The sequence below is a fragment of the Aeromonas sp. FDAARGOS 1407 genome (genome assembly GCF_019048725.1).
GTDB lineage: Bacteria > Pseudomonadota > Gammaproteobacteria > Enterobacterales > Aeromonadaceae > Aeromonas > Aeromonas enteropelogenes.
Map to the genome: position 1 here is coordinate 3862025 of NZ_CP077399.1, position 23878 is coordinate 3885902.

The 23878-nt window shown below is 54.3% G+C and carries 25 protein-coding genes and 2 pseudogenes; 18 read left to right on the plus strand and 9 right to left on the minus strand.

The genetic code is table 11. The annotated features are described in order from the left end of the window. The first annotated feature begins 108 nt into the window (after positions 1-108). The 7 genes from I6L37_RS18110 to dkgB all read left to right on the plus strand — a co-directional run bounded on the left by I6L37_RS18110 (position 109) and on the right by dkgB (position 3558). A complete protein-coding gene (locus tag I6L37_RS18110; protein WP_201941113.1) occupies positions 109-489 on the plus strand; it encodes a DUF6404 family protein in 381 nt (126 codons plus the stop codon). Between the two features lie 4 nt (positions 490-493). Then, a complete protein-coding gene (locus tag I6L37_RS18115; protein WP_216992596.1) occupies positions 494-730 on the plus strand; it encodes a hypothetical protein in 237 nt (78 codons plus the stop codon). An 82-nt stretch (positions 731-812) separates the two neighbouring features. After that, positions 813-1175 carry a VOC family protein gene (locus I6L37_RS18120; RefSeq protein ID WP_216992597.1) on the plus strand — a complete coding sequence of 121 codons (363 nt, stop codon included), beginning with the start codon at positions 813-815 and terminating at the stop codon, positions 1173-1175. A 41-nt stretch (positions 1176-1216) separates the two neighbouring features. Further along, complete coding sequence (locus I6L37_RS18125) at positions 1217-1453, plus strand: hypothetical protein (protein WP_216992598.1); 237 nt, start codon at positions 1217-1219, stop codon at positions 1451-1453. 158 nt (positions 1454-1611) lie between these two features. Beyond that, entirely contained in the window at positions 1612-2202 is a 591-nt protein-coding gene (locus tag I6L37_RS18130; RefSeq protein WP_201941110.1) for a HEPN domain-containing protein, read from the plus strand. Between the two features lie 156 nt (positions 2203-2358). After that, a complete protein-coding gene (locus I6L37_RS18135) occupies positions 2359-2655 on the plus strand; it encodes a putative quinol monooxygenase (RefSeq protein ID WP_216992599.1) in 297 nt (98 codons plus the stop codon). 96 nt (positions 2656-2751) lie between these two features. Beyond that, a complete protein-coding gene (gene dkgB / locus I6L37_RS18140) occupies positions 2752-3558 on the plus strand; it encodes a 2,5-didehydrogluconate reductase DkgB (protein WP_216992600.1) in 807 nt (268 codons plus the stop codon). A 121-nt stretch (positions 3559-3679) separates the two neighbouring features. Here the strand turns inward: dkgB and I6L37_RS18145 are convergent, their stop codons facing one another. Then, positions 3680-4687 carry an HAD family phosphatase gene (locus I6L37_RS18145; protein WP_216992601.1) on the minus strand — a complete coding sequence of 336 codons (1008 nt, stop codon included), beginning with the start codon at positions 4685-4687 and terminating at the stop codon, positions 3680-3682. A gap of 305 nt (positions 4688-4992) precedes the next feature. Between I6L37_RS18145 and I6L37_RS18150 the strand changes: the two genes are divergently transcribed. Then, positions 4993-6099: an MFS transporter gene (locus I6L37_RS18150; protein WP_216992602.1), complete on the plus strand. Its 1107-nt coding sequence runs from the start codon at positions 4993-4995 to the stop codon at positions 6097-6099. 95 nt (positions 6100-6194) lie between these two features. Further along, positions 6195-6497, plus strand: a pseudogene (locus I6L37_RS18155) (PLP-dependent aminotransferase family protein); the annotation flags it as partial. 36 nt (positions 6498-6533) lie between these two features. On the opposite strand, the gene I6L37_RS18160 reads toward I6L37_RS18155, so the two are convergent. After that, positions 6534-7184 carry a tellurite resistance TerB family protein gene (locus I6L37_RS18160; RefSeq protein ID WP_201941105.1) on the minus strand — a complete coding sequence of 217 codons (651 nt, stop codon included), beginning with the start codon at positions 7182-7184 and terminating at the stop codon, positions 6534-6536. A 62-nt stretch (positions 7185-7246) separates the two neighbouring features. On the opposite strand from I6L37_RS18160, the gene I6L37_RS18165 reads away from it, so the two are divergent. The 4 genes from I6L37_RS18165 (at position 7247) to rsmS (ending at position 9102) form a co-directional block, all read left to right on the plus strand. Beyond that, positions 7247-8098, plus strand: coding sequence for a DMT family transporter (locus I6L37_RS18165; protein WP_216992603.1), 852 nt, complete (start codon positions 7247-7249; stop codon positions 8096-8098). Then, positions 8095-8394 (plus strand): hypothetical protein, encoded by a 300-nt coding sequence (locus I6L37_RS18170; RefSeq protein ID WP_216992604.1) that lies wholly within the window; start codon positions 8095-8097, stop codon positions 8392-8394. The genes I6L37_RS18165 and I6L37_RS18170 overlap by 4 nt, the downstream gene beginning before the upstream one ends. Before the next feature lie 20 nt (positions 8395-8414). After that, positions 8415-8885: an acyl-CoA thioesterase gene (locus tag I6L37_RS18175; protein WP_201941102.1), complete on the plus strand. Its 471-nt coding sequence runs from the start codon at positions 8415-8417 to the stop codon at positions 8883-8885. Between the two features lie 61 nt (positions 8886-8946). Next, positions 8947-9102 carry a pleiotropic regulatory protein RsmS gene (gene rsmS, locus I6L37_RS18180; protein WP_201941101.1) on the plus strand — a complete coding sequence of 52 codons (156 nt, stop codon included), beginning with the start codon at positions 8947-8949 and terminating at the stop codon, positions 9100-9102. Between the two features lie 98 nt (positions 9103-9200). Here the strand turns inward: rsmS and rluF are convergent. Continuing rightward, positions 9201-10241 (minus strand): annotated as a pseudogene (gene rluF / locus I6L37_RS18185) (23S rRNA pseudouridine(2604) synthase RluF); the annotation flags it as partial. Positions 10242-10807: 566 nt separating this feature from the next. Here rluF and gdhA point away from each other — a divergent pair. Together gdhA and I6L37_RS18195 are read left to right on the plus strand one after the other, a co-directional pair. After that, positions 10808-12154, plus strand: a complete 1347-nt coding sequence (gene gdhA / locus I6L37_RS18190) for an NADP-specific glutamate dehydrogenase (protein WP_216992605.1) — start codon at positions 10808-10810, stop codon at positions 12152-12154. A gap of 177 nt (positions 12155-12331) precedes the next feature. Beyond that, complete coding sequence (locus I6L37_RS18195) at positions 12332-12541, plus strand: DUF3955 domain-containing protein (protein WP_216992606.1); 210 nt, start codon at positions 12332-12334, stop codon at positions 12539-12541. A gap of 17 nt (positions 12542-12558) precedes the next feature. Here I6L37_RS18195 and I6L37_RS18200 read toward each other — a convergent pair whose 3' ends face one another. From I6L37_RS18200 to I6L37_RS18225, 6 genes are all read right to left on the minus strand, one after another. Then, positions 12559-12927: a VOC family protein gene (locus I6L37_RS18200; protein WP_216992607.1), complete on the minus strand. Its 369-nt coding sequence runs from the start codon at positions 12925-12927 to the stop codon at positions 12559-12561. Between the two features lie 259 nt (positions 12928-13186). Next, complete coding sequence (locus I6L37_RS18205; protein WP_216992608.1) at positions 13187-15262, minus strand: AIPR family protein; 2076 nt, start codon at positions 15260-15262, stop codon at positions 13187-13189. Then, positions 15250-16254: a PD-(D/E)XK motif protein gene (locus I6L37_RS18210; RefSeq protein WP_254203510.1), complete on the minus strand. Its 1005-nt coding sequence runs from the start codon at positions 16252-16254 to the stop codon at positions 15250-15252. Before I6L37_RS18210 ends, I6L37_RS18205 begins: the two co-directional genes overlap by 13 nt. After that, positions 16220-18877 (minus strand): Z1 domain-containing protein, encoded by a 2658-nt coding sequence (locus I6L37_RS18215; protein WP_216992609.1) that lies wholly within the window; start codon positions 18875-18877, stop codon positions 16220-16222. Before I6L37_RS18215 ends, I6L37_RS18210 begins: the two co-directional genes overlap by 35 nt. Beyond that, a complete protein-coding gene (locus I6L37_RS18220) occupies positions 18874-20352 on the minus strand; it encodes an ATP-binding protein (RefSeq protein ID WP_216992610.1) in 1479 nt (492 codons plus the stop codon). The genes I6L37_RS18215 and I6L37_RS18220 overlap by 4 nt, the downstream gene beginning before the upstream one ends. Positions 20353-20421: 69 nt before the next feature. Further along, positions 20422-22005, minus strand: a complete 1584-nt coding sequence (locus tag I6L37_RS18225) for a DNA cytosine methyltransferase (RefSeq protein WP_216992611.1) — start codon at positions 22003-22005, stop codon at positions 20422-20424. Positions 22006-22073: 68 nt separating this feature from the next. Here I6L37_RS18225 and I6L37_RS18230 point away from each other — a divergent pair, with 68 nt between their 5' ends. The 3 genes from I6L37_RS18230 (at position 22074) to rsxB (ending at position 23876) form a co-directional block, all read left to right on the plus strand. Continuing rightward, positions 22074-22529, plus strand: coding sequence for a very short patch repair endonuclease (locus I6L37_RS18230; protein ID WP_216992612.1), 456 nt, complete (start codon positions 22074-22076; stop codon positions 22527-22529). A gap of 196 nt (positions 22530-22725) precedes the next feature. Continuing rightward, positions 22726-23307 (plus strand): electron transport complex subunit RsxA, encoded by a 582-nt coding sequence (rsxA, locus tag I6L37_RS18235; protein ID WP_042028612.1) that lies wholly within the window; start codon positions 22726-22728, stop codon positions 23305-23307. A 2-nt stretch (positions 23308-23309) separates the two neighbouring features. Next, entirely contained in the window at positions 23310-23876 is a 567-nt protein-coding gene (gene rsxB / locus I6L37_RS18240) for an electron transport complex subunit RsxB (protein WP_026458166.1), read from the plus strand. Positions 23877-23878: the final 2 nt, after the last annotated feature.

The window sequence follows — 23878 nt, forward strand, 5'->3', positions numbered from 1 at the left end:
TCCTCGCCAATAACGTGATGGCCAACCCATCTATCCATCGGGCTTATGGGTAGAATGCTCGCCATCAGGCATCGTATGGCGCCATGCATGCTCACAAGGAAATATCCCATGACATTCGAAGAGCGACTGGCCGCCGCCCATCAGGAGCTTGCCAGCAGGGGCGTATGGCAATCCCATTACGCTCCTCTCCTGTTCAGACTGCTGCGCAGGCTCGGTTATCCGGTCAAGCCACCCCACTATCAGAGCTGGCTTGCCAACCTGCTGGGATTTGGCATCAGCGCCGGGCTGATCTGGGGTCTGTTAATGTGGCTGTTCAGCTGGCATGGCACTGAAATGGAACCCGTTGACGCCCTGCGCCAGACAGCCCTGTTTGCTGCCCTCTTCGGTCTGCTGATGGCAAGCAGCATAGGAATAAGGCGCAAACAGCTGAAATTGACCCCGTGGGAGCAGCTGGCCCCCACGACAACGACCCCCACCATCCATGAGTGACCCCATGTTCAACCAATTTTGTCCCCGCTGCGGGGTTGAGACCGATCACCGCGAGCGGATCCTGCCCAAGATTCAGCACCACGAGGAGTCTCCCTGCGGGGTCCTCAAGGCCTTTCTCAGCGGTCTTTTTTCCGGCTCAAGCATGAGCGGCATCGCCGCCATGGATCAGGTCGACCGCTATCTGGTCTGCACCAGATGCGGGCTCGATACCCTGGCCAATCAGGGCGAGGAGTTTCAATAGGCAAGCTTTCTTCTGCCATCATCAACTCATCGACACCGCGCGGATAAGCCGGCGAACCATCGACCAGCAGGGAGCAACCCAGATGAAAGCCCATGAAAAACTGAACTATGTGGAGTTTGCCGCCAGGGATCTCGCCGCCACCAAGGCCTTCTTTCAGACCGCCTTTGGCTGGCAGTTTGCCGATTACGGCCCTGACTACTGTGCCTTTGCCGGGGAAGGGCTCGACGGCGGTTTCTATCGCGCCGATCTCTGCAGCCAGAGCGCGCAAGGCGGGGCTCTCCTGGTGTTTTACAGCGCCAATATTGAAGCGACTCAGGCCAAGGTGGCCAGCGCTGGCGGCAGCATAGTACGGCCGCTCTTTGACTTTCCCGGTGGCCGCCGCTTTCACTTTACCGAGCCCAGCGGTAATGAATTTGCCGTCTGGTCGGAGCCGGCCAGCGCCTGATAGTCACAGGCCGGCCAATTATCCACACAAGAGGAAGCCAGATGAGCAAACAGTTTTGCCCTCGCTGCGAAATGGATACCGAACACAGAGAGAAGATCAGACAAAAACCCTCCCCCTATCCCGACACAAAGCGTGGGCAATTCAGGGCCTTTCTCAGCGGCTTTTTCTCCGGAATTGGGGGCCACGGCATTGCGGCGCTTGAACTGCTAGACCGTTATGTGGTGTGTGAACAATGCGGTCTGGAGACGCTGGAAAATCAGGGGGAAGAGTTCAAATAACCTCACTTATGACAACAGGGCTGAAAGAACAATGGCCCCACTATCCATCAATACAAGCGTTATCTCTTTTATATTTTTAAACATATCTGATAAGTTGCAGACTTTGTGCGCTCTGATCTAATTGGTAAAACGAAATAAATCCCTATCAGGAAAATAATATGTCAAAAGCAATTCAAGGATTTGAATACGCCATAAAGGATGCGGAGGAATTACTTGCCCATTTTGATAGCATCAATGCCAACCCACCACCAGCCAATAGCGAAGTTCTCAAACGCGCAGGTCTTGTCATGGCACTTACCGCTTGGGAAACCTACGTAGAAGATCGTCTGGTCGAAGAGATGCATAAAAAACTCGCCATTGTACAAGGCAGCTATCTTGGCGACTTCATCTTGAAAAAACTGCATACCGATTTGAAATCATTCCATAATCCGAGTTCTGACAAGACCAAGAGAATATTTCAAGACTATTTGGGATTTGATGTTACAGAAGGATGGCGATGGTCCAACTATGAGCCAGAGAAAGCCAGATGCACGCTAAATCAGTGGATTAAAAAGCGTGGGGATGCAGCTCACCGCTCAAAGCCTATCAGCACCGGTATCCCGTCGGCACATCTTATCAAGCGCGATGAACTCGAAAAGGTGATCCGTTTTATCAAAGACTTGGTGAAGGCAACAGACAATTACGTCAATGAAAAAATAGATCAACATCATGCTTCCGTTTTCGAAAGACAGCATCAGTTATCAAGCTAACGCGGTACAAATTTAATGATCGCTCGACACCGGCTCTGCCGGTGTATTTATTTCGCCTCATTGCTGCGCTCCCCTCAATTCACTATTGCAATACGCTCCCTGTTTACTTGCCACCGTCGCATTCATACTGAACCTTCATTTTGCAAGGAGGTTCAGATGTCATCGCCCGTAATTGTGATTGCCCAGCTTGAGGCCAAACCCGAATTTGCCACCCGGTTTCGCGCCGCCTTGGGCCCCTTGATCGCGGCCACCTTGCAGGAGTCGGGCTGCCTGCACTATCAACTGCATCAGGATCTGGACCATCCCCACAGCTGGATGCTCTACGAGGTGTGGGAGAGTGAAGCCGCCCTCACCACTCACCAGAGCCAACCCCACTTTATCGAGTTTCTCGCCAAGACCGGGCCCTGGTTTGCCGGCAGCACCATTCGTCGTTATCAGCCGCTGGGTACCTGAATGGCTCGTATCCCTGACGACGACACAAAGCACAGCCTTGCCCTTTCGCCCTGCCCTTTGATCTGTAAAGAGGGGCCAACCAATTTGAGGAATAGCATGATGAAGATGCCCAACCTGGGTCTTGGAACCTTCCGCCTGACCGGGCAACCCCTGCGTGACTCCCTGCTGCAGGGGCTTGAGCTTGGCTACCGCCATATCGACACCGCCCAGATCTACGCCAACGAGGCCGAAGTGGGCCAGCTGATGGCCGAGAGCGGCGTGCCCCGCCAGGATATCTACCTGACCACCAAGGTGTGGACCAGCGAGTTTGGCCAGGGCAAGGTGATCCCGAGCCTGGAGGTGAGTCTCGAAAAACTGGGCACCGACTATCTGGATCTGGCGCTGATCCACTGGCCTTCCCCCAAGGATGAGGTGCCGATGGCGGTCTATCTGACACAGCTGGCCGAGGCCAAAGCGCGGGGGCTGACCCGCGAGATCGGGGTCTCCAACTTCACCGTGGCCCAGCTTAAAGAAGCCATCGACATTCTGGGGCCAGGCTCCATCGCCCACCAGCAGGTGGAGGTTCACCCCCTGCTGCAAAACCGCAAGGTGGTGGAGTTCTGCCAGGCACAGGGCATCGCCGTCACCGCCTATATGCCGCTCGCCTACGGCAAGGTGTTAAGCGAGCCGCTGTTGATGGAGATCGGCCAGCGCCACGGCGTCTCTGCGGCCCAAGTGTCGCTCGCCTGGCTGCTGGCGCAGGGCATGGCGGTGATCCCGAGCTCCACCAGGCGGGAGAACCTGACCGCCAATCTGGCCGCCCTTAAGGTGACGCTCAGCAGCGATGAGATGGCCGCCATCGCCACCCTGGATCGAGGCGAACGCTGCGCCAACCCGGATTTCGCCCCCGCCTGGGATAACTAAGCCGGGATGTAACGTCCCTGGCAGCCAAAAACAAGCCGGGCGAAGGCGCTCCCGCCTTCGCCCGGATCTGCGGGAGCAAACCCCGCTTGCTGCTTTATCACGCCCCGTCAATTTCCTCCCGTCAGGGGGCATTTGAGCAGAGCGCAGGATCAAACACTTGGTTCCAGTCCGACTTCATGTCGACCACCACCCAGCCCCGCGCCTTCGCCTGAGCCAACCCATCGACCAGCTTGCCGCTGGCCGGAGGGTGACTGTCATAGGCATATTCCCGCTTGGCGTCCGTGTGGTGAACCAGCAGACCAAAGGTACGGTAGTCGGGGTTGGTCGAGGTGTACTGCAGCATGGGCACATCGCCATCGCTATTGCCAAAGGCCGCCACCGGGCGCTGTCCCATAAAGAGGTGGATGGCCGCCGGTTTGGCCTTGCCATCGTCATAGTAGGCCCCCTTCATGGTCTTGCGGATCGCTGACCCATCCTCCGTCAGGGCAAACTCCCCTTGCGCAAACGACCCCACCACCTGCTGCGGCGGTATGCCATACATAGGCTCCGCCAGCTCCCGGATAAAGTCGGCGCCACCGCCGGAGACAATCCAGGTCTTGAAGCCGTTCTCCCGCAGATAGGTGAGCAACTGCTTCATCGGCAGATAGCCAAGCTGGTTGTAGTGGCAACCATAGCGGGGATCTTTTTTGCTGCTCACCCAGTTGTTCACCCGCTTGGCAAATTCCGTGGTGGTCATGCCGCTGTGCGTCAGGGCCACCAGTTGCACAAGCCCCTTCTCCCCCATCCTGGCCAGGGTCTTGAGATCATCGTTCAGCACAGCGGCGACGACGGGCTCTTTTTTCCACTCAGGGTGGTCTGGCGCCAGACGCTTGATCTCGTCTATCGCAAACTGCAGCTGAAACGTCAGGGGCGCCTCAGGCCACAGGGTGCCATCATTATCAAACACTACAAAGCGCTTATCTTCCGGGATAAAGGTGGCTTTTTGCTGATCCGTGGCATCGGCCACCCATTTGATGATCGCCTGCTTGGCGGTTGTGTCATTCCAGGCGAAGAGGGGATCTTGCGGGGCGGCCTGGGCGGCAAAGGCACCGCACAGCAAAAGAAAGGAGGATAGTCCGGTCAGTTTCATCTTGTGTCCTGTTTTGCAAGGGAAAAGCCATGACTGGCAGCCCTGAGCGACATCCCCCGTCATGTATCCGGGCCACTCCTGCACCAGCGCCTAAACCATCTACCGGAGCTTACCCCAACGCCCAACGAGTGCAATATGACACCACTGCCAATAGCCACAACAAGCCAGGGGGAAGAAGGCGATTAATGGCCAGATTGATGCGAATTGGTCAAAAGTCATTTGAATATGCCGTCATTTTTGCCAACAAACTGCCTCGGCATACTGGCGCCATTCTCCCGTCGGGAGTCCCTATCCAAGGAGTTGTTATGCCACTGGCGTTATTTGCCCTCACCTTAAGTGCCTTTGCGATCGGCACCACCGAATTCGTGATCGTGGGGCTCATCCCCACCATCGCCGACCAGCTCAATGTCTCGCTCCCCTCGGCGGGCCTCTTGGTCAGCCTCTATGCCCTGGGGGTGGCCATCGGCGCCCCCGTGCTCACGGCGCTGACCGGCAAGGTGCCGCGCAAGTGGCTGCTGGTGGGGCTGATGGCACTCTTCACCGCCGGCAACCTGCTGGCCTGGCAGGCGCCCGGTTACGAGAGCCTGATTGTGGCCCGCATCCTGACTGGGCTGGCTCATGGGGTCTTCTTCTCGGTGGGCAGCACCATCGCCACCGGGCTGGTAGCCAAGGAAAAAGCGGCGAGCGCCATCGCCATCATGTTCAGCGGGCTCACCATCGCGCTGGTGACCGGCGTGCCACTCGGCACCTGGATTGGTCAGGTCTTCGGCTGGCGCGAGACCTTTCTGGTGGTGAGCCTGCTGGGGCTGGTCGCCATGGTGGGCAGCCTGCTGCTGATCCCCAATAACCTGCCCAAGGGGGCGGCCTCGACCATCCGCGAGCAGCTCTCGGTGCTGACCAAAAAGCCGCTGCTGCTGGTCTACGCCAAGACAGCGCTCGGTTACGGCGGCGCCTTCACGGCCTTTACCTTTCTCGCCCCCATCCTGCAGCAGGTGAGCGGTTTTAGCGCCGGCTCGGTGAGCCTCATTTTGCTGGTATACGGGGTCTCGGTCGCCGTCGGCAATATCTGGGGCGGCAAGCTGGCCGATCGCATGGGCCCGCTGCCTGCGCTGAAGCTGCTGTTTGCAGGTCTCGCCATGGTGCTGCTGGTGCTCACCTTCACCGCGCCGCACCCGGTGCTGGTGGTGAAACAGGCCGAGCAACACACCCCCAAGGCGGTGGACGTTGCCTCCGGCCTCAACATCGCCGCCTTCAATGTCGGTATCGCGCTGGGCTCCGTGGTCGGCGGCCTGGTGGTGGAGCACCTCGGCCTGATGCACACCCCCTGGATTGGTGCCCTTATCGTGCTCTTGGCCTATGGTCTCACCCATATCAGCGAGAAGCGTGAAGCCAGACTGGCGCTGGCAATCTAGTCCGCCACGCAACAGAACGAGAAGGCCGACATCCTGTGTCGGCCTTTTTCATTGGCAAGATAGCAATGGCTCAAGACTCCTTGAGATCCTCATCGGCGGCCCTGCTGCGCCTGCTACCGGTGGAAGTAAGCATCTCCTCCCCCGATGGCGGCTATTTTCTCTGGCTCGAATTTGACTCGCGCCTCGACAGCCGCGCCCTGCACGCCCGGGCGCTGTCCAGCGGTTTCTCGCTGGCCTCCGGCGCCCTCTTCTCCAGCAAGGGGCTGCACAACCACTGCCTGCGGCTCAACAGCTCCCATCCCTGGAGCGAGCAGTTGGAGGGGGCTCTCACCCGGCTGGCAGAGCTTATCCACCAGCAGCTGGACGCCATTCCCCCAAAAAACAACAAGGCCCCGTAACGGGGCCTTATCGACAATCCATGTACTAACCGGGGATCAGGCGGGGGCATCCAGCTGGGCCACCTGACGCTCAATGCTGCCTTTGAGATTTTCATCGAGCTTGAGGGCGCGCGCCAGCTCGTCGAGATAACCGCGTTCCATAAAGTGATCCACGTCGATGGCAAGCAGGGAGGCAAGATAGACCTCGGTCGCCAGCTCCATGTCGGTCACTTCCCGCGCCAGGGCGTGGGGATCGAGCGGGCGGGCCAGTTCGGCATCGATCCAGCGCGCCGCATCGCTCTGGCCCTGTTCGGTCAGATATTGCTGGATCTTCTGACGCTCGTCGTTATCGATATGGCCATCGGCCCGGGCCGCCGCCACCATGGCCCGCACCAAGAGAGCTGCGCGGGCATCCAGCGCGTTGCCCTGCAAGGTGCCGATGGGCTGGGTCGGCTGCGCCGGGCTGCCCTGCTGTGCCTGCCAATCCTGATAGAGCTTGTAGGCCAGACCGCCGAGGGCCGCCGCCCCACCGACCGCCGCCACCTTGCCACCATATTTGCGCATCTTCTTGTTGCCAAGCAGCAGGGCCATGGCACCGGCGGCGAGGCCACCCTGAGCCATCCCCTTCATCTGCGCCTTGCGGCTGTCGCCGCCTTCATTGAGCCAGCCCTTGCCAGCTCCCATCAATTGCTCCAGCATTTGTTTCATGGGACCTCCTCGTTGGATGGTGAACCATGCTGAACCTGCCCCACTGAACTCAAGGTGAATGGATGCCACTGCCCCGCCTGTTGTTACTGACTCTGCTGACCCTGATGGCGTTCGCCGCCAACTCGGTGCTCTGTCGGCTGGCTCTGTTTGAAGAGCGGATGGATCCCGCCCTCTTCACCCTGCTGCGCCTGACCAGTGGCGCCCTGGTACTGGTGCTGCTGTGCGGCGCGCGCCATAAATCCCCCCGTCAGGGGGACTGGGGCGGTGCCCTGGCTCTTGTCATTTATGGCGCGGCGTTTTCATTTTCCTACCTCACCCTGACCACGGGCACCGGCGCCCTGCTGCTATTTGCCGCCGTGCAGATCAGCATGCTGGCACCGCCTCTGCTGCGCGGAGAGGCCCTGCCCCGGCGCCAGTGGCTCGGCCTGCTGCTCGCCATGGCAGGCCTGGTGGTCTTGCTGCTGCCCGGCCTCAGTGCGCCGGATCCGCTGGGGGCAGCCCTGATGATAGTGGCCGGCATCGCCTGGGCCGGCTATACCCTGCGGGCCTCGCGCTTTGCCGACCCGGTCGCCGCCAACGCCGGCCATTTTCTACGCGCCAGCCTGCCGGCGGCCCTGCTCTATCTGCTGCTCGGGCAGTTGCAGACCAGCCCCGCCGCCATCGGTTATGCCCTGGCCTCGGGGGCGCTGGCCTCCGGCCTTGGTTATGCACTCTGGTATCTGGTGCTGCCCCATCTTGGCCGCACCCTGGCCGCCAGCGTCCAGCTGCTGGTGCCTCTGCTCGCCGCCCTGGCCGGGCTCATCTGGTTGGATGAGTCCTGGTCGCTGCGCTTGATATTGTCGACCCTGGGCATCTTGGGGGGGATTGCCCTGGTGATTGCCGGACGCCCCCCGTCAGGAGAAAAATCATCATGAAGATGCTCGTATTGCTGCTCGGTTGTACCCTCTCGCTCCCCCTGCTGGCCGCAGTGGAGGACAGAGATGCCAAACAGGCCAAGCTGGATGCCGCCTGCCAGCAAGCCCAGCAGCAATTGATTGAACAGGGCAAGCAGCAGCGGATCGACGCCTGCATCAAGGAAGGGGGCAAGGCCGCCAAGTGTCAGCAGGAGTTCGCCAGCTTCGGCCAGCGGGAGGGCAACAAGCGCCCCGCCCTTGGCGACCTGCCCCCCTGCCAGCAGGCAGAAACCTACCGCAAGAGTTACCGGCAATGAACCCGGACCAAGGAGAGAACATGACCCCACCCCGCGAGTTGACCCTGCAATTTCTGGCCGAGCCTGCCGACGTGAATTTCGGTGGCAAGGTGCACGGCGGCATGGTGATGAAGTGGATCGATCAGGCGGGCTACGCCTGCGCCGCAGGCTGGTGCAGCGGCTATGCGGTCACCGTCTATGTGGGGGGGATCCGCTTTTTGCGCCCCATCCAGATAGGCCAGCTGGTGGAGGTACACGCCCAGGTGATCCACACAGGTACCACCAGCATGCACCTGGCGGTAGATGTCTACAGCCGCCACCCCACTGAGGCCCAGCGTCACAAGACCACCCACTGCATCATCATCTTCGTTGCCATGGACGAGCAAGGCAAACCGACCCCGGTACCCCAGTGGCAGCCGGTCTCGGCCGCCGATCTGCAGTTGCAGCTCTATGCCAAAAAATTGATGGCCCTGCGCGAGGAGATAGACAAGGAGATGCGCCAGCACCTCTAACCCCAGTCTGTCGAGACGGTGCCCCGTGTATAATGGCGCTTTCCCCTTACCGGAGCCCCCCATGTCACTGGAAAATGCCCCCCCCGAGATCCAGCTCGCGGTGGATCTCATCGAACTGCTGGAAACCAACCGGATCGATCCGGCCCTTGCTCTCGCGGCGCTCGCCATCGTCCAGCAGGATTATCAACGCAAGCTGGAAGAGGGGCGGGATCACTGACCCCAACCTCTTTCCCAAAGCAATACACCGGCCTGATGGCCGGTGTATATGCGAGTGAGTCGATGACAACAGCGCGAGCAGACAAGGCGCCCTAGCGCCCCTTCTTCTGCCGCCCCCCCCTGACCGGCGCGCGGTTTGCCCGCAGCGGGTTTGCCCCCCTTGTTCGGAGTTCCTTTGCCGGCACCGCCTTTGCCTGCGGCCGCTTTCCCTGCACCTTTACCGGCGCCGCCCTTGCCGACCGGGGTTTTCTTCTCGAATGCCTCCGGACCCGGCACATTGGGGCGTCCGCCAATTTCGTGGTCATCATCCCGGCGCGGTTTTTTGCCCTGTCCAGGCTTGCCCCCTTGCCCCTGATTGCCAGCCCCCTTGTTGCCCTGCGGGGTTGCGTTCTGCTTGCCCTTGGCCGGTTTCACCTCGGAGGAGGAGTCCTCAATCAGCTTGAACAGCTCAATGAGCTCATCACCGTCGAGGTCACGCCACTCACCCACCGGCAGCCCCTTGAGGCTGACGTTCATGATGCGAATGCGCTCAAGCTTGGTTACCTCGAAGCCAAAGTGCTCGCACATGCGGCGGATCTGGCGGTTCAGCCCCTGCACCAGGGTGATGCGAAACACGAACGGCGCCTCTTTTTTCACCTTGCACTTCTTGGTGACGGTACCGAGGATCGGCACCCCGGCCGCCATCCCTTTGATAAAGTCGTCGGTCACCGGCTTGTCGACGGTCACCAGATACTCTTTCTCGTGATCGTTGCCTGCCCGCAGGATCTTGTTGACCAGATCGCCGTGGTTGGTGAGAAAAATAAGGCCCTGGGAGTCCTTGTCGAGCCGGCCGATGGGGAAGATGCGGGTGCTGTGGTTGACGAAGTCGACGATGTTGTCCTTCTCACCCGCCTCCGTGGTACTGACGATGCCCACCGGCTTGTTCAGCGCGATAAACACCAGGCTGTCAGCCTCGCGCGGCTCGATCACCTGGCCGTTGACCTTGACCAGATCCCCGGCAAACACCTGATCCCCCACCCCGGCACGCTTGCCGTTGATAAAGACGTGGCCCTGCTCGATAAAACGGTCGGCCTCGCGGCGCGAACAGATGCCGCTCTCGCTGATGTACTTGTTCAGGCGCATGGATTCATCGGCCAGCATGGGTCACCTGCCTGCGGGCAGAAGCCTCGCCTCGTTGAACTCTGGTATCGTTTGCCAGCGAAGGCTCGGCCAGCGGCATCAACCGCGTCACCGCATCAAGTTTTTGCATAGTTTTCCATCTTAAAAAGGACAAAGGCCAGCTTATCCGTCAAAAATGGCGACACAGTAGCATATTGCCAGCTTTAACACGCCGGATACTTGCTCGCGGCGCCCCTCTGCCGGCCAAAATGCGCCAGGGGTCACGCCTCTCCCTCCCGTTACACCTGTTCATCGTTATTTGGTTGTTATGCACAGGCTCCGTTTCTGCGCCATACGGAGCTAATAATTTCTTGCTATTTATTAATCAAAAATGCATAAAAAGATTTTCCTCAACACGAATTATCTTGTGCCCGTCGCCCTGACTCTCGGTAGTTTTCGACGATTGGCACAATAATCGGCGGCAAGCCCGTCATTAAGTCGGATCTTTGTCTGCGTCCAAGCGACTTATAACCTCAAAAATTTGGATGCAGGGCATGTGCTTTTCTCTGGCAAGAGGCCAATTTCACCCTTCACTACAGGAGTTACAGATGAGTCATTCCCTATCCCGGGCGGACTTCCTGGCGCAGGTCGCCAGCCGCAATCCCCACCAGCCGGAGTTTATCCAGGCGGTCAGCGAGGTGCTTGCCTCCATCTGGCCCTATGTCGAGCGCCATCCCCGCTATCTGCAACATGGCCTGCTGGAGCGACTGGTAGAGCCGGAGCGGCTGATCCAGTTTCGCATCAGCTGGGTGGACGATCAGGGCCAGGTACAGGTAAACCGCGGCTACCGCGTCCAGCACAGCTCCGCCATCGGCCCCTTCAAGGGGGGGATGCGCTTTCACCCCTCGGTGGATCTCTCTGTGCTCAAGTTTCTCGCCTTCGAGCAGACCTTCAAGAATGCCCTCACCACCCTGCCCATGGGCGGTGGCAAGGGGGGCAGCGATTTCGACCCCAAGGGCAAGAGCGAAGGAGAGGTGATGCGTTTTTGCCAGGCGTTGATGCTGGAGCTCCATCGCCATCTGGGGGCCAACACCGACGTGCCGGCCGGTGACATCGGCGTCGGCGGGCGCGAGGTGAGCTACATGACCGGCATGATGAAGAAACTCACCAACAGCGCCGAGTGCGTCTTTACCGGCAAGGGGCTCTCCTTTGGCGGCAGTCTCATTCGCCCGGAGGCCACCGGCTACGGCCTGCTCTATTTCGCCCAGGCCATGCTGGCCCATCGCGGCCAGTCGCTGGCTGGCATGACGGTGTCAGTGTCGGGCTCGGGCAACGTGGCCCAGTACGCCATCGAGAAAGCGATGGAGCTGGGGGCCCGCGTCATCACCGCCTCCGACTCCGGCGGTACCGTGTACGATCCCGACGGCTTTACCCCCGAGAAGCTGGCCCGGTTGATGTCACTCAAGAACGAGCAGCGCAAGCGCATCGCCGATTACGCCTATGAACTGGGGCTCGAGTATTACAGCGGCCGCACCCCCTGGCATATCGCCACCCAGGTCGCCCTGCCCTGCGCCACCCAGAACGAACTGCTGGAGGAAGATGCCCGCGAGCTTATCGCCCATGGGGTGCAATTGGTGGCCGAGGGCGCCAATATGCCGAGCAGCGCCGAGGCCATCGCGCTGTTTCACGAGGCCAAGGTGCTGTTTGCCCCGGGCAAGGCGGCCAATGCCGGCGGGGTGGCCACCTCGGGCCTTGAGATGAGCCAGAATGCCCAGCGCCTTGGTTGGAGCCGGGAAGAGGTGGATGCCCGCCTCAAGGGGATCATGACCAGCATCCACGCCACCTGCGTACGTTACGGCCAGGATGAGGAGGGTCATGTGAACTACGAAAGCGGCGCCAATATCGCCGGTTTCGTCAAGGTGGCCGATGCCATGCTGGCGCAGGGGGTCTGCTAAGCCCGCTCGTCCCATCTCGAGGGGGTAGCCTGAACGAGCGCCCTCTCCCGCCAATAACAACGGCAGCCCATGGCTGCCGTTGTTATCTCTCTGCTCCACTTCACCGTTACTTCACCCAAGCATGGCAGGCTGCGCACTCTCCCTTTCTCACCGCATGTCGCGAACAAGGAGCACCCTATGACAAGATTCGGCATCCTGCTCATTCTGGCAGGGCTCTGCTGTTTTCTGGCCTTTCATCAGATAGGCGCCACTCTGGATACTCAGGGAGTCCTCCATGAGCCATTCGCCCTGATCCCTCTGGGCTATCTGCTGCTCTTTGCAGGCGCTGTGTTAGCCCTTGTTCCGCTGCACTCGGTACTGCGCAGACGCGCCGCCAAGGGGGAATGAGGCAAGGCACCAAGAGGTCAGCGATAACGGCTTATTTCGATGAGGTTCCGATCCGGGTCGAGGAGATAAACCGACTCGATGGGCCCGCAGGCACCGCTCTTTATCACAGGCCCCTCCACTATCTCGACACCCTGGCTCGCAAGCTGGGCCAGCACCTGATCCAGAGGCCAGCGGGTAATGAGGCAGAGATCCCCCGAGCCTACCTGCGCCCGGTTGCGCGGCTCCTGCCCAAAGAGCTGCAAATTGATCTTCTGGTTGCCAAAGCACAGGGCGCGGCGCCCCTCGCCAAAGGTAACGGCCTCCATATTGAGCACTGTGCTGTAAAACCCCACCGAGCGTTCGATATCGCTGACTGTCAATACCAGATGGTCGATATGGCTGATCATGTACCCTCCAATGCAGATATGTGTCAATGCAGCTGGCTTTACGGACTGACCCTCCGGCACTTTTACCATATCCAATTGCACACCAAGCAACTGTGCCGCACGGCGCAAGGATGGTCGCGCAAAACAGACGCTGAGTGAAAGAAGAGTTGGCCTCACCGCCGAGCACAACACGTCTGCTCACACTGGGGTCCATGAGGTAGTTGGCTTTTTACGGACTAGAACTTTTCAAAGACTCTAGCTATAGGATTCGGTGACATATTCAGCTGTTATGTACAATCATCCCTTCCAAACTTTTGTTTTCAAGAATTTCCAACAAAGTAGCACTTTGTTTCTCGGTCGGACACTTGGAGGGGATCTGCATGGCCACTCTCAACGCACTGTCCTGCTTTGGGTTGAGGAGGCCATTCTCTAACAGCGACTGATAGATACGAGCCCATTCGGTTGCGGGCACTGCAAGCACCTTTTTCTGAGCTTCAATGCCGTTATCTATTCTCTGGGTTTGCTTTGCATACCGCATGTTGGCTGACTGTTCATCAAGTGAAAGCAGCCGTTCGTAAAATTCCGATGAGATCTGGTTGGCTACAGCTTCAGCACGGTTCTGTATTCTTGTCCAGCATGCATCCTTCTTGCACCACTCGGATATGTTAGAAATACCTTGCGGTGGGTTGATGATATCGTCGTTTACGGCTTTCGATACTATAGTGAGTGTGTTTTCCAGTACAGGGGAAACTTTCTGCATATTCCAGATACCCAAAAAATCTATATTTACTTTTCGAGCATTCGTAATATAACTGATTAGTGCCAATGTATAGATTACGATATTTGCACGATATCCACCGTTGTACCACGGCTGTGCAGAAACGATACGCTCAGTAGCACGGAATATCAAAGCTCGAGCGATAGCCCTCTTGAAGTAAAACTCATTGAACTCATCGGATGATTTTTCCCATTCACATCCTATTCGAACAGCATAGCGCGCAAAATTCTTCTGAGAACCAAGATTTACCCACTTTGGATGGTCATCCCAGACATTCTCGAATTTCGCTAGATCGGTTTTAGTGAACATTTGTTGCTTCGGATGCTCAGCTGTAAACTTGCGCCGTTCCATTAGGGTAAGTTTCGACTGCGCATCAGCATATTGACCTCGTGCTCGCTCGTAGAACCAGCGGGTCTCACGTTGCGCTCCTTGCTGTGCTGGAGCCCATATACGGCGTGAAAACTCTTCCATTCGAACATGGAAAGGGTGATTTGAGAAAAAGTCGGCTGCATTTACCTTATTCTGGGTATTGGCATACTCCGATATTTTTGGAACGACCACCTCGCTTTGAAGACTATCGATGACGGACAACTTCATTTGAACAAATATCTGAGACAAATCAGCCTTGTCACGCTTGCGTGTATGAAACAGCGATGCCGTAGTCTGGCCACCATTGACAATCTGAAGGTCAACAACTCTCGTAATCACGGGGCCAGACGCGGTCATTGCTGTTTCAACTTCTTGTGCTGTTGCGGTTATCCCATTGTTGTAGGCAAAGAACATATTGGGTTCATTCAAAATCGTGGCTCTGATCCCTTTATTCACGTTGCCACGAGCCTGCAGGAACGTTCGCACGTTCTGTTCAAGCAAACGAGCACCAAATTTTTCGTACAAGGTTGCCAGCACATCTGCTGGGATCACCATGAGATGAGATTGATAAGCATCAGTCTCCAAATGTGCCGGGAGGCTTGGGATACCTTTGCCGAACATCTGCATGAAATCGAGATCTAGCGCTTCCTTATGGTTTCGAGAACTTCTCTGACGATGCAGGCGCGATATATCCCAAATGTGATGTACCGTTGTTATATCTGCTACCACCGTGTCAGACATAGTCTGGATTTTATCACTAAGCATCCGTTCGGAAAAAAGGATCAAATTGATTTGCCGAAGAGTGTCCTTTCTATCCTCAATTTGCTTGGCGAGGCCATACTCCGGAGATGTCACCTCCAACTCTCCAGCCAAATGCCTTTTGGCACTAGCTTCGAAGAAATTAGAGATTCGTTTGAATGTCGCGACAACATCCGCTTTGTTGAGCGTTGTCAGTTCATTTCTTGAATCGAAGTCGGCAATAAACAGGTCTAGAACACCTTCATCATTGAACCAGTAGCCGTCCACACGCATGCCACGTTGTGCACGGTAATGACAGAGCTCGAAACCTTCCGTAAAACCTGTATCGACCAGCTCAGTCGCGACAGTTTCCATGAATTCTTCAAGCTGAAACCGGCCATTGGCTTCAGCTCCGGCCAGCAGCTCTTGCCGAAAATCATGGAAGAATTCTTCTACTATTATTTGCGCCATGATTGTCCTCCGAAAACGACATCCCCCTCGCACTCGTACTGAGAGATCGCTTCCAGTCTGATGTCATAAGCTACCTTGGCAATCCCTACCGGTAGTTGCGACCTTATTAAGCGCGGAAAATCGTCCGCAATTAGGTAGCTACACACACTATTGACAACAAAACGTGGCTCATCGTAGTCAGGGAAAGGCGCATAGCCATATGCAGCCAATTTCAGTTCAAAAGCCTCTAAAGCCGCAGCCTCATTAAGTCGTGACTGGACTTCCGCAATGACCTCGTTGAGAGAGCGACCCCCTCCAGCGTCCGTAAGGCTGTTCAATCGATAGATTCGTAGAAAGAGTGAGTCATTTAAGGATTCAAGTTGATCTTCCGACGAAATCCGGATGCAGCTCCGCTCTCTGCCCGATAGCGATTTTACTTCGATCCCCCTGTTGCCAAAGATGAAATCCTGATGCGACCGATCCGGGCCAAGCCAGGATTCAACTGCGGTATTACTCGGCATTTCTTTATCGAGCAGCTCCACAAGAAAGGTAATTTCGGCAAAGAGCCCCTGGACCTCTTCTGCAGACAATCGTTGGTTCCGCCCCGTAAGAAAAGTCTTCCAGCGGCGGATATGTGCAAGTGATATGGTCATAGCACTGGCCGAATCAGTTGCGTGTTGAAGAACAAAAGCAAGGGTTTGACACAACCCTTCAAAGAGGTCGCGATCAACATGTCGCTCAAGAGTAAGCATTAGGTATTGTCGGCCTTGCTCGTTAGCCCGAAGATCTATATCAATGCCATTTACCGTTACAATATTCTGTCGATACTGGGATACATGATCTCCTTGAAGTTCCAGAATGAACAGGCAAGAACCGTTGGTATCACGCCCCCAGAAACAAGGCACAGCTGTTGCTACTGAAACCTGAATAACATTTAAGCCCGTTTTAGGAACGGGAATATCATCCCATGGTGAAAAATTAATCATTTTGGTCTTCTTCCTCAGCAGGATCATCCGCATATCCAACCATCTGCTGGAGCCAAACCTTGTTCACGACAACATTGATAGTCGTTGAATAATCACCATATGGGAAACTGATGCCGAAGGCAGCTATTGGCCCAGACACATTATCACCCTTGGGTTCCAAGCTATGAATCATGAGAAGAGGTTTATTTCTCACCATTCGATAATGTGTGTCTGATACTGTTCCACAACCATCGTCACCCTCAGCTATCTTCCTCGCCTCAATGCGCAAATCATCAAGACCGAGACCTTCATCACCACGTGAAGCAACCCTGTCTTTGTTCAAACGCCATGAGGTTCCATCCGGCTGATCTTTCCCTACAACACGTTCTTGATTCCTGAGGGTGAATGAGCTTTCTCCACCCGAACCTTTTGGAGGAGAAATCAGCAGAACATCGGCTAAAGGGTGCTTCTTCGAAATCCGTTCCAAATAACTCACCACATCTGACTTCTGTCCTGAAAAGGCCGAATGACATTCAAATCTGATGAGAAAGTCGTCGATAACATCAATTGGCACATCCCTGAATATAAACCCCTTCTCAGTCTTCTCTTCTGGCCGCCCGCCGAATCCACCTCGCCAATATTCGGAGAGTAGAGCAAAGTTCCTCTTATTGACGTCAGGGTCGATGGAGACGATGTAACTTTCACGCATCCGCCCACTAAAACTCTGTTCGACGGTTTCTTTTTTTCCAGAACGCATCTTGTTTGCCGCAGTAATCAGCAAGCGGTCTGGATGTGCGCGGACATAAAATCCAAATTCCTTTGGGCTAAGGCGATCTCGCCGCATGCGTTTAACTTGCTGGACAAGTTCTTCGGATGCATCGGCTATGTGGGAGTACCAGTTGATCGAATCACGCGAGAGATGAACGCGACAGAGATCCTCAAATCCAAGGCGATAACCGAACCATCGTCCCATCTGCATCAGCGTGTCGTACATCTTAGTATTCCGATACATATAACTAATAGTTAGCCCCTCGATAGTCAGGCCTCGCGAGAGGCTCAATCCACCGATAGCTATCGCCGTTAGTCCAATGCCTTCTTTTTGATATCGGGCGTAATCAAGAACTTCATCGCTTTTGCTGTTGATGACATAAAGGTGAAGGTGATCGAAAACAGTATTAAGGACTGACTTTACTTCTTCCCATGTAAATCCAACATCGCTGTACTCAGCATCAAAAGCACTCCTCAAACCTCTCATATAAATATTTCTTGAGGAGACGTCTTCTGGCATCGCGTAATTGGCCAAAACCGCCTCCCTGATTCTCTTCTCTCTGAGACTCAGGAAGTCACGCACAGCCTTTTGCACCGGTACGTAACGTGACACATTAACCATCATCGAGCAATGTTTGGCAACCTGCCCACGTAGATTTCGAATAGCTCGTGCAATGATGAACTCGTCAAGTGCACGGTATAGGCTTGGTGGTAACTCTTGAATAGGTGCGTCACGCTTATGTGAATAGGGAATAAAATCTTCACAGTCATCGATTGGAATGACGACCGACTCGCTTTTTAACTCATCCAAAAATATTTTTTCTGCACCAAAATATGTTGTTGGTGCATCTAAGCAATAAATAAAATCGCGAGGAAATAACTCCTCCCTAACTTCATCACTATAAGCATCTGGATTGATGAAAATATTGGCAAATGGGGTGGCTGTATACCCAACATAGCAAGACTTAGCAAACAACCCCAAAATACTGCGAATCATGGCATTCGTCCTAGTCGGATCCAAATCCTCCTTGTTTGTGTTAATCGATGCATTATCGGCTTCATCATCTATCAGCAACATTGGCACATCACGAATCTGACCATCACCAGCAGTATTCAATTCTTTCAACCACTTGTGCAAGGCCGTTAATGTTGTGACATTTTTCTTTATAACCAAAATGATAGGTGCACTATATCTACTTATTTTTAACCCACTTTTATCAGCCGTGTTCTTATTAAAATCTTCATGAATATTTGTAAGCGTACCTGGATGAGGATAATTTGGCATTGTCCCCACACCTATGTATCGGCGATCATTCGGGTCACTCGACTGACCGATGAAAGCCTCATCAATTCGCTGCTGCGTCTGCTTCCGTAAATTATTATGAATCCCAGCAATAACAATGATGAATTTGTAACCAGCATCGGCTGCTCGTGCTATCACGCCAGTATAGTTGGCAGTTTTTCCAGACTGCACATGACCAATGACGAGACCACGGCGGTTCCAAGTTGTCCCTTCACTAAGTGGATCCTGAAGATGGCCCAAGATCCGGTTAGTCACATCACTCAGTGACTGAACCATTTGTGGAGGCCAACCCTCATTCCGGAGGAATTCCTCATATGCGTTAGCATAGGTCCAGCTGACATCACTCCGCTTGTGAACCCATTGGTCATCATGCTTCGCGTTGGTATCAACCAGTGATATCCCTGCCCCCATACGGGTTACCACAGACTCCATAGCTTCAGTAACAACATTTCTAAGATCTCCAGAGTAACCAAAAACTGCAGCTATCTGTCTAGCCTTATCCTCCACTTGCTCACGTGTTGGCGTTTCCGTCATATTGGCAAGCCCAGAGATTAGAGCGTTGGTGATATTCCTTTCTTGCATTATACCTGTAATGCTCATGTAAAAGCCTCACTGATAAATTTTTCAGCAATGTCGACCTGATCGTCGAAGAGATGTGTGGAACGAACAATTTGTAGAAAAGCCTTCGCATCAACCGGCCCATCCCCGTACAAAATCTGACGTAGATTCCTTAGCCTTTCCATGACTTCATTTTCATCTATTTTTTGGGAACGTATTTCACGTGGGTGCGTTGAATAGTCAGAATAAATCATTTCAATTGGCAATGATGCAGAAATAGAGTCAAGTAGAGTTCGAAATAGTTTTGCATCCTCTGGTGAAAGTTTTCCAGCCAGTGAGGTAATAATAGGATGCTGATCGTTGATAGAAAACCGAATACCATCGTGCTCTGCATAACGTTCCCAAAATGGCGCTTGGTTATCCTGAAACAACTTTTGCCCACGCCCTCGGTGAACGATCACACTACGTGCAGTAACTTTAGTGAGGATCTGACGTAAGCGTTCACGTACCGCATGTGGAGGACGAGCACGCGACTTCTTAATATCAATAGTCCAGTCTTCATCAAGACTGTTTGGGAAGTCGATTTGCACCCGTGCCAGTTTCGTGGCTTCTCCCTTTGGTACGATACGGAACCAATCTCCCCATGCCATCAGGCGTCCATTTCGATAGACATAACAACCTTGGTTGGAGATAAAATCGCTACGATCCTGGTAGTAATCATATTCAGAAGCTGACAAGCGACTATGATGCGGCAAAATGAAAGGCTGAAGGCGAACTTGAGCATCGCCAATGTGAACAACCTCCTCAGGAAGAATCTGAGTGGCAGGATTTTTTCTGCAAAAAGGATCAAATGCAGTTATCGGATGACCATTTATGCTGATTGAAAGCTTGGAATAACCTTTAAGCTCCCCAGAGAGGAAACGATGGAATACCAAGGAAAGATGCCTGCCTACAACATCAAGTTTTTCGTTGACGATTTCATCCCGATGAACTCCGACTTCATCTTCCATCAATCTATCCAGCTCACGCCAAATGACAGCGGTACCATTCGCTCCAAGTGACCCAACATGAGGCAATACTTCAATATCAACAGGCTCCAGAATTGATAGAAGCCAGTCATCCGATGCATCAATACGGTCCAGATTCCATTCCGCACCACATATAATCCCTTGCTTGATGCTAACTACGGTGAGAGAACGGCACTGTGAAAAAGAAGCTGTTTTCAAGCCCAAACCAAAGCGGCCAAGATCATGTGATGAGCGTCGCCGACCGGGACTATCCGTTCCATGACGCATGGCTATGAACAGCTCATCTTCTGTCATACCTCTGCCATTATCGAAAATGACCAAGGCGGGAGATATTGATGCTACATCGCAAATAATCTCGATTTTGCTGGCTCCAGCAGAAATACTGTTGTCTATCAAATCTGCAATAGCTGTTTCAAGTGAATATCCAATATCTCTCATAGAAGCAGATAGACAAGCTGCACTTGGTGGGTGTCTTCTTTCACTTGCCATTAGATAGTCTTTGCTCCCCTATTCTATGCATCATCCGGCCTTAAACTTCAGCCAAATTGTTCATCATCTTTAACTTTTAAGTATTTTAAATACTATTTTTGCTATTTTACGTGCCAACAATGGTGGAACTGCATTACCGACTTGATGGTACTGCTGTGTTCTTCCTCCATGAAAGAAGTAATTGTCAGGAAATGTCTGTAAACGTGCAGCTTCTCTTACTGTTAAACTACGGCATTGTGTCGGATCGTAGTGGATAAAGTAATGACCATCCTTGGATATATGACTGGTAATTGTCGTGGATGGCGCATCAGCCACTTGCACCCTGAACCTGTCAGAGAACTGACCTGATTCCCAATTCTTGTGATCCGGAGCGAGTCCTGGCAGGCAAAAATCAGTGTGGCCTTTTGGTGAACGAGAATGCTCTTCGGCAAAACATGCGGCAAACCCGTAACGTGCCAGATCGTCGATGCGATGTCCTCTAGTTTCATGATTCAACCAGATTTTCAGATTGTAATCCGAATACCAACGATCTAACTCACTAATTCCTGTAGCACCTTCCAGTTCATCAGATTTAGTCCAGCGCAACCCGCCTGTTTCTTGTGCATTCAAGTGTTCTGCAGCTGCAATCAATCTTGCCGAAAGAGGTGCTATCTGCTCCGGTCCCATTTGTGCAAACACGCTAAGGGACATCAACTGGTCTCTTACCGAAGACTCCCAGTTTACATATGAATCACTTTGCTTGCTGAGCTTGCTTCGCAATGCAGGCATATTCCCGATGACCTGTTTGACAGTCACAGCATCTGACTTTGACAGCTTTGGCAGTTTCGGCAATTCGGTACAAACACGATCACTGCGAATACCCAGAAGAATCACACGGTGACGGGCCTGCGGAATTCCATACTCCTCGGCCTGAATGATGAACTTCTTGGCATCGAGCGATTTGGGATCATCACCATCCTTGAATACTTCGTCACTTACCAAGGAAACTATATGGTAACGCAACTCATCATCAGGCATGCTCAGAGCAGCATTTGGATTGGCCAAGTCACGAAGAATCTGATGGAAAATAAAATCTCCATTTATTTTTGAAGACAAAATCCCCTTGACATTTTCCATGACAAAAATATCTGGGCGATTCTTTTGAATGATTCGCAGATACTCTTTATAGAGAAAATGACGATGGTCTTCTTCCGGCTTGTAACCCGATTTCCCTTTGTTCCTTGAACGTCCGGCAATGGAATAAGCTTGGCAGGGAGGGCCCCCGATCAGAACCCATGGTTGTGATTCACTCTTTCTTCCAAGCGCTCTGGCTATAGCTTGGTCAAGCTCTTGGTTGCCTGATTCACTGCCAATCTCTAGGCACAACGCCTCTTTTTCCGCTTTTTCCCAAAGATCAATGGTGTTTTCTGTGAACGGACTCTCGGCATAGCCATTGCAAAACTGGTAGTAGTCTTGAATAAACTCGGGCTTGTGACTCTTGAGCAATCGGTAAAACGCACGAAGTTTCAATGTCTGATGGGCGACGGGATCTCTCTCTGCGGAAACCTGAATCTCAAATGCCCTGCCATCATTGAGAGAGGAGAAGCCCTCACCCAACCCACCGGGACCGGCAAACAAATCGACGACGGGGATGGATGATGAAAAATTGTTCATGGCAAATTACTGTGTTTTTGATCAGGCCGTAAAGATACCAGGAAGCTCAATAAGCGGGAAGTAAAAGCGTGGATGTTGTTGATACAAAAACCCGTTCAGCGATGATGTCCGGTATCAGGAGTAAAAATACCCGCCCCGAAATTCTGTTGCGCAAATACCTCCACGCTCGGGGATTTCGTTTCAGACTGCATGTGAAAGATCTTCCCGGCAAACCTGATATCGTTCTTCCCCGCTATAGGCTTTGCATCTTCGTGCATGGATGCTTCTGGCATCGCCATCCAGGCTGTTCTTTTGCTGCAACACCCAAGAGCAATACCAAATTCTGGCTGCAGAAATTTGCGGCAAACACTACTCGCGATGCAAAGGTTGATGCTCTGCTGTACGAAGCTGGCTGGAGAGTATTCAAAATCTGGGAATGTGGCCTCAAGCAAACCAACGACAATGCTCTGGGGTGGCTGCCAGTGGCCATCAGGGGGAAAACCAGGTATCTGAACTGGCCTGACACCAATGTCGGCCAGCTTTAAGATTAGAGATCTCGTAACATGATTCTGAACCTCAATCGACCATCATGTTCGAACTGATCACGTCCCTGCCGTCATCTTGAGCAAAACCGCGGGCAAATTATCCGGTTGCATAATAACCCTGCCCCCTTGCGGTTGTTTAACGTGCCCTAAAATCAGATAATACCGCCCGCCTTCAAACCGGATAACCCGACATTCGATGACTGAGTACCTGCTTTTATTGATCGGCACCGTGCTGGTTAACAACTTCGTGCTGGTGAAATTCCTCGGCCTGTGCCCCTTCATGGGGGTCTCCGGCAAGCTGGAAACCGCCATCGGCATGGGGCTCGCCACCACCTTCGTGATGACCCTCGCCAGTGCCAGCTCCTATCTGGTGGAGCACTATATCCTGCTGCCGCTGGATATCGTCTACCTGCGCACCCTCGCCTTTATCCTGGTGATCGCCGTGGTGGTGCAATTTACCGAGATGGTGGTGCGCAAGAGCAGCCCCACCCTCTATCGCCTGCTGGGGATCTTCCTGCCCCTCATCACCACCAACTGCGCCGTACTCGGGGTGGCGCTGCTGAGCATCAATGAGCGCCACAATTTTATCCAGAGCGTGATTTACGGCTTTGGCGCGGCGCTTGGCTTCTCGCTGGTGCTGATCCTGTTTGCCGCCATGCGCGAGCGACTGGTGGCCGCCGATGTGCCCGCCCCCTTTCGCGGGGTCTCGATTGCCATGATCACTGCCGGCCTGATGTCGCTGGCCTTTATGGGCTTTACCGGCCTAATCAAGATATAACCATGATCCATATTCTCTTTGCCATTCTGGTGCTCACCCTGCTGGCGCTGGCGTTCGGGATTATCCTGGGCTTTGCCGCCGTCAAGTTTCATGTGGAGGAGGATCCCGTCGTCGATCAGCTCGACGCCCTGCTTCCCCAGACCCAGTGCGGCCAGTGCGGCTACCCGGGCTGCAAACCCTACGCCGAGGCGGTTGCAGGTGGCGACGCCATCAACAAGTGCGTGCCCGGTGGTGACGCCACCATGCGCAAGATTGCCGATCTGATGGGGGTCGAGCCCCAGCCGCTCGGCGGGGGGGACGAGGCCGCCGTGCCGGTCAAGAAGGTCGCCTTTATCCACGAAGATCAGTGCATCGGTTGCACCAAGTGCATCCAGGCCTGCCCGGTAGACGCCATCGTCGGCGCCACCAAGGCGATGCACACCGTGATCGCCAGCGAATGTACCGGCTGCGATCTCTGTGTCGACCCCTGCCCCACCGATTGCATCGAGATGATCCCGGTGCCGACCACGGTCGATAACTGGAAGTGGGATCTCAACAACGTCATCATCCCGGTCAAGGTAGTGGAGTAACC

Bases quoted from the DNA above. Each gene is read 5' to 3' on its own strand.
- I6L37_RS18200 (WP_216992607.1), bottom strand. From the start codon at position 12,927: ATGATCAGCCATATCGACCATCTGGTATTGACAGTCAGCGATATCGAA.
- I6L37_RS18120 (WP_216992597.1), top strand. From the start codon at position 813: ATGAAAGCCCATGAAAAACTGAACTATGTGGAGTTTGCCGCCAGGGAT.
- I6L37_RS18195 (WP_216992606.1), top strand. From the start codon at position 12,332: ATGACAAGATTCGGCATCCTGCTCATTCTGGCAGGGCTCTGCTGTTTT.
- I6L37_RS18220 (WP_216992610.1), bottom strand. From the start codon at position 20,352: ATGGCAAGTGAAAGAAGACACCCACCAAGTGCAGCTTGTCTATCTGCT.
- I6L37_RS18130 (WP_201941110.1), top strand. From the start codon at position 1,612: ATGTCAAAAGCAATTCAAGGATTTGAATACGCCATAAAGGATGCGGAG.
- I6L37_RS18125 (WP_216992598.1), top strand. From the start codon at position 1,217: ATGAGCAAACAGTTTTGCCCTCGCTGCGAAATGGATACCGAACACAGA.
- I6L37_RS18160 (WP_201941105.1), bottom strand. From the start codon at position 7,184: ATGAAACAAATGCTGGAGCAATTGATGGGAGCTGGCAAGGGCTGGCTC.
- I6L37_RS18225 (WP_216992611.1), bottom strand. From the start codon at position 22,005: ATGAACAATTTTTCATCATCCATCCCCGTCGTCGATTTGTTTGCCGGT.
- rsmS (WP_201941101.1), top strand. From the start codon at position 8,947: ATGTCACTGGAAAATGCCCCCCCCGAGATCCAGCTCGCGGTGGATCTC.
- rsxA (WP_042028612.1), top strand. From the start codon at position 22,726: ATGACTGAGTACCTGCTTTTATTGATCGGCACCGTGCTGGTTAACAAC.
- I6L37_RS18135 (WP_216992599.1), top strand. From the start codon at position 2,359: ATGTCATCGCCCGTAATTGTGATTGCCCAGCTTGAGGCCAAACCCGAA.
- gdhA (WP_216992605.1), top strand. From the start codon at position 10,808: ATGAGTCATTCCCTATCCCGGGCGGACTTCCTGGCGCAGGTCGCCAGC.
- I6L37_RS18175 (WP_201941102.1), top strand. From the start codon at position 8,415: ATGACCCCACCCCGCGAGTTGACCCTGCAATTTCTGGCCGAGCCTGCC.
- I6L37_RS18205 (WP_216992608.1), bottom strand. From the start codon at position 15,262: ATGGCGCAAATAATAGTAGAAGAATTCTTCCATGATTTTCGGCAAGAG.
- I6L37_RS18215 (WP_216992609.1), bottom strand. From the start codon at position 18,877: ATGAGCATTACAGGTATAATGCAAGAAAGGAATATCACCAACGCTCTA.
- I6L37_RS18145 (WP_216992601.1), bottom strand. From the start codon at position 4,687: ATGAAACTGACCGGACTATCCTCCTTTCTTTTGCTGTGCGGTGCCTTT.
- I6L37_RS18115 (WP_216992596.1), top strand. From the start codon at position 494: ATGTTCAACCAATTTTGTCCCCGCTGCGGGGTTGAGACCGATCACCGC.
- rsxB (WP_026458166.1), top strand. From the start codon at position 23,310: ATGATCCATATTCTCTTTGCCATTCTGGTGCTCACCCTGCTGGCGCTG.
- dkgB (WP_216992600.1), top strand. From the start codon at position 2,752: ATGATGAAGATGCCCAACCTGGGTCTTGGAACCTTCCGCCTGACCGGG.
- I6L37_RS18150 (WP_216992602.1), top strand. From the start codon at position 4,993: ATGCCACTGGCGTTATTTGCCCTCACCTTAAGTGCCTTTGCGATCGGC.
- I6L37_RS18170 (WP_216992604.1), top strand. From the start codon at position 8,095: ATGAAGATGCTCGTATTGCTGCTCGGTTGTACCCTCTCGCTCCCCCTG.
- I6L37_RS18210 (WP_254203510.1), bottom strand. From the start codon at position 16,254: ATGATCCTGCTGAGGAAGAAGACCAAAATGATTAATTTTTCACCATGG.
- I6L37_RS18165 (WP_216992603.1), top strand. From the start codon at position 7,247: ATGCCACTGCCCCGCCTGTTGTTACTGACTCTGCTGACCCTGATGGCG.
- I6L37_RS18110 (WP_201941113.1), top strand. From the start codon at position 109: ATGACATTCGAAGAGCGACTGGCCGCCGCCCATCAGGAGCTTGCCAGC.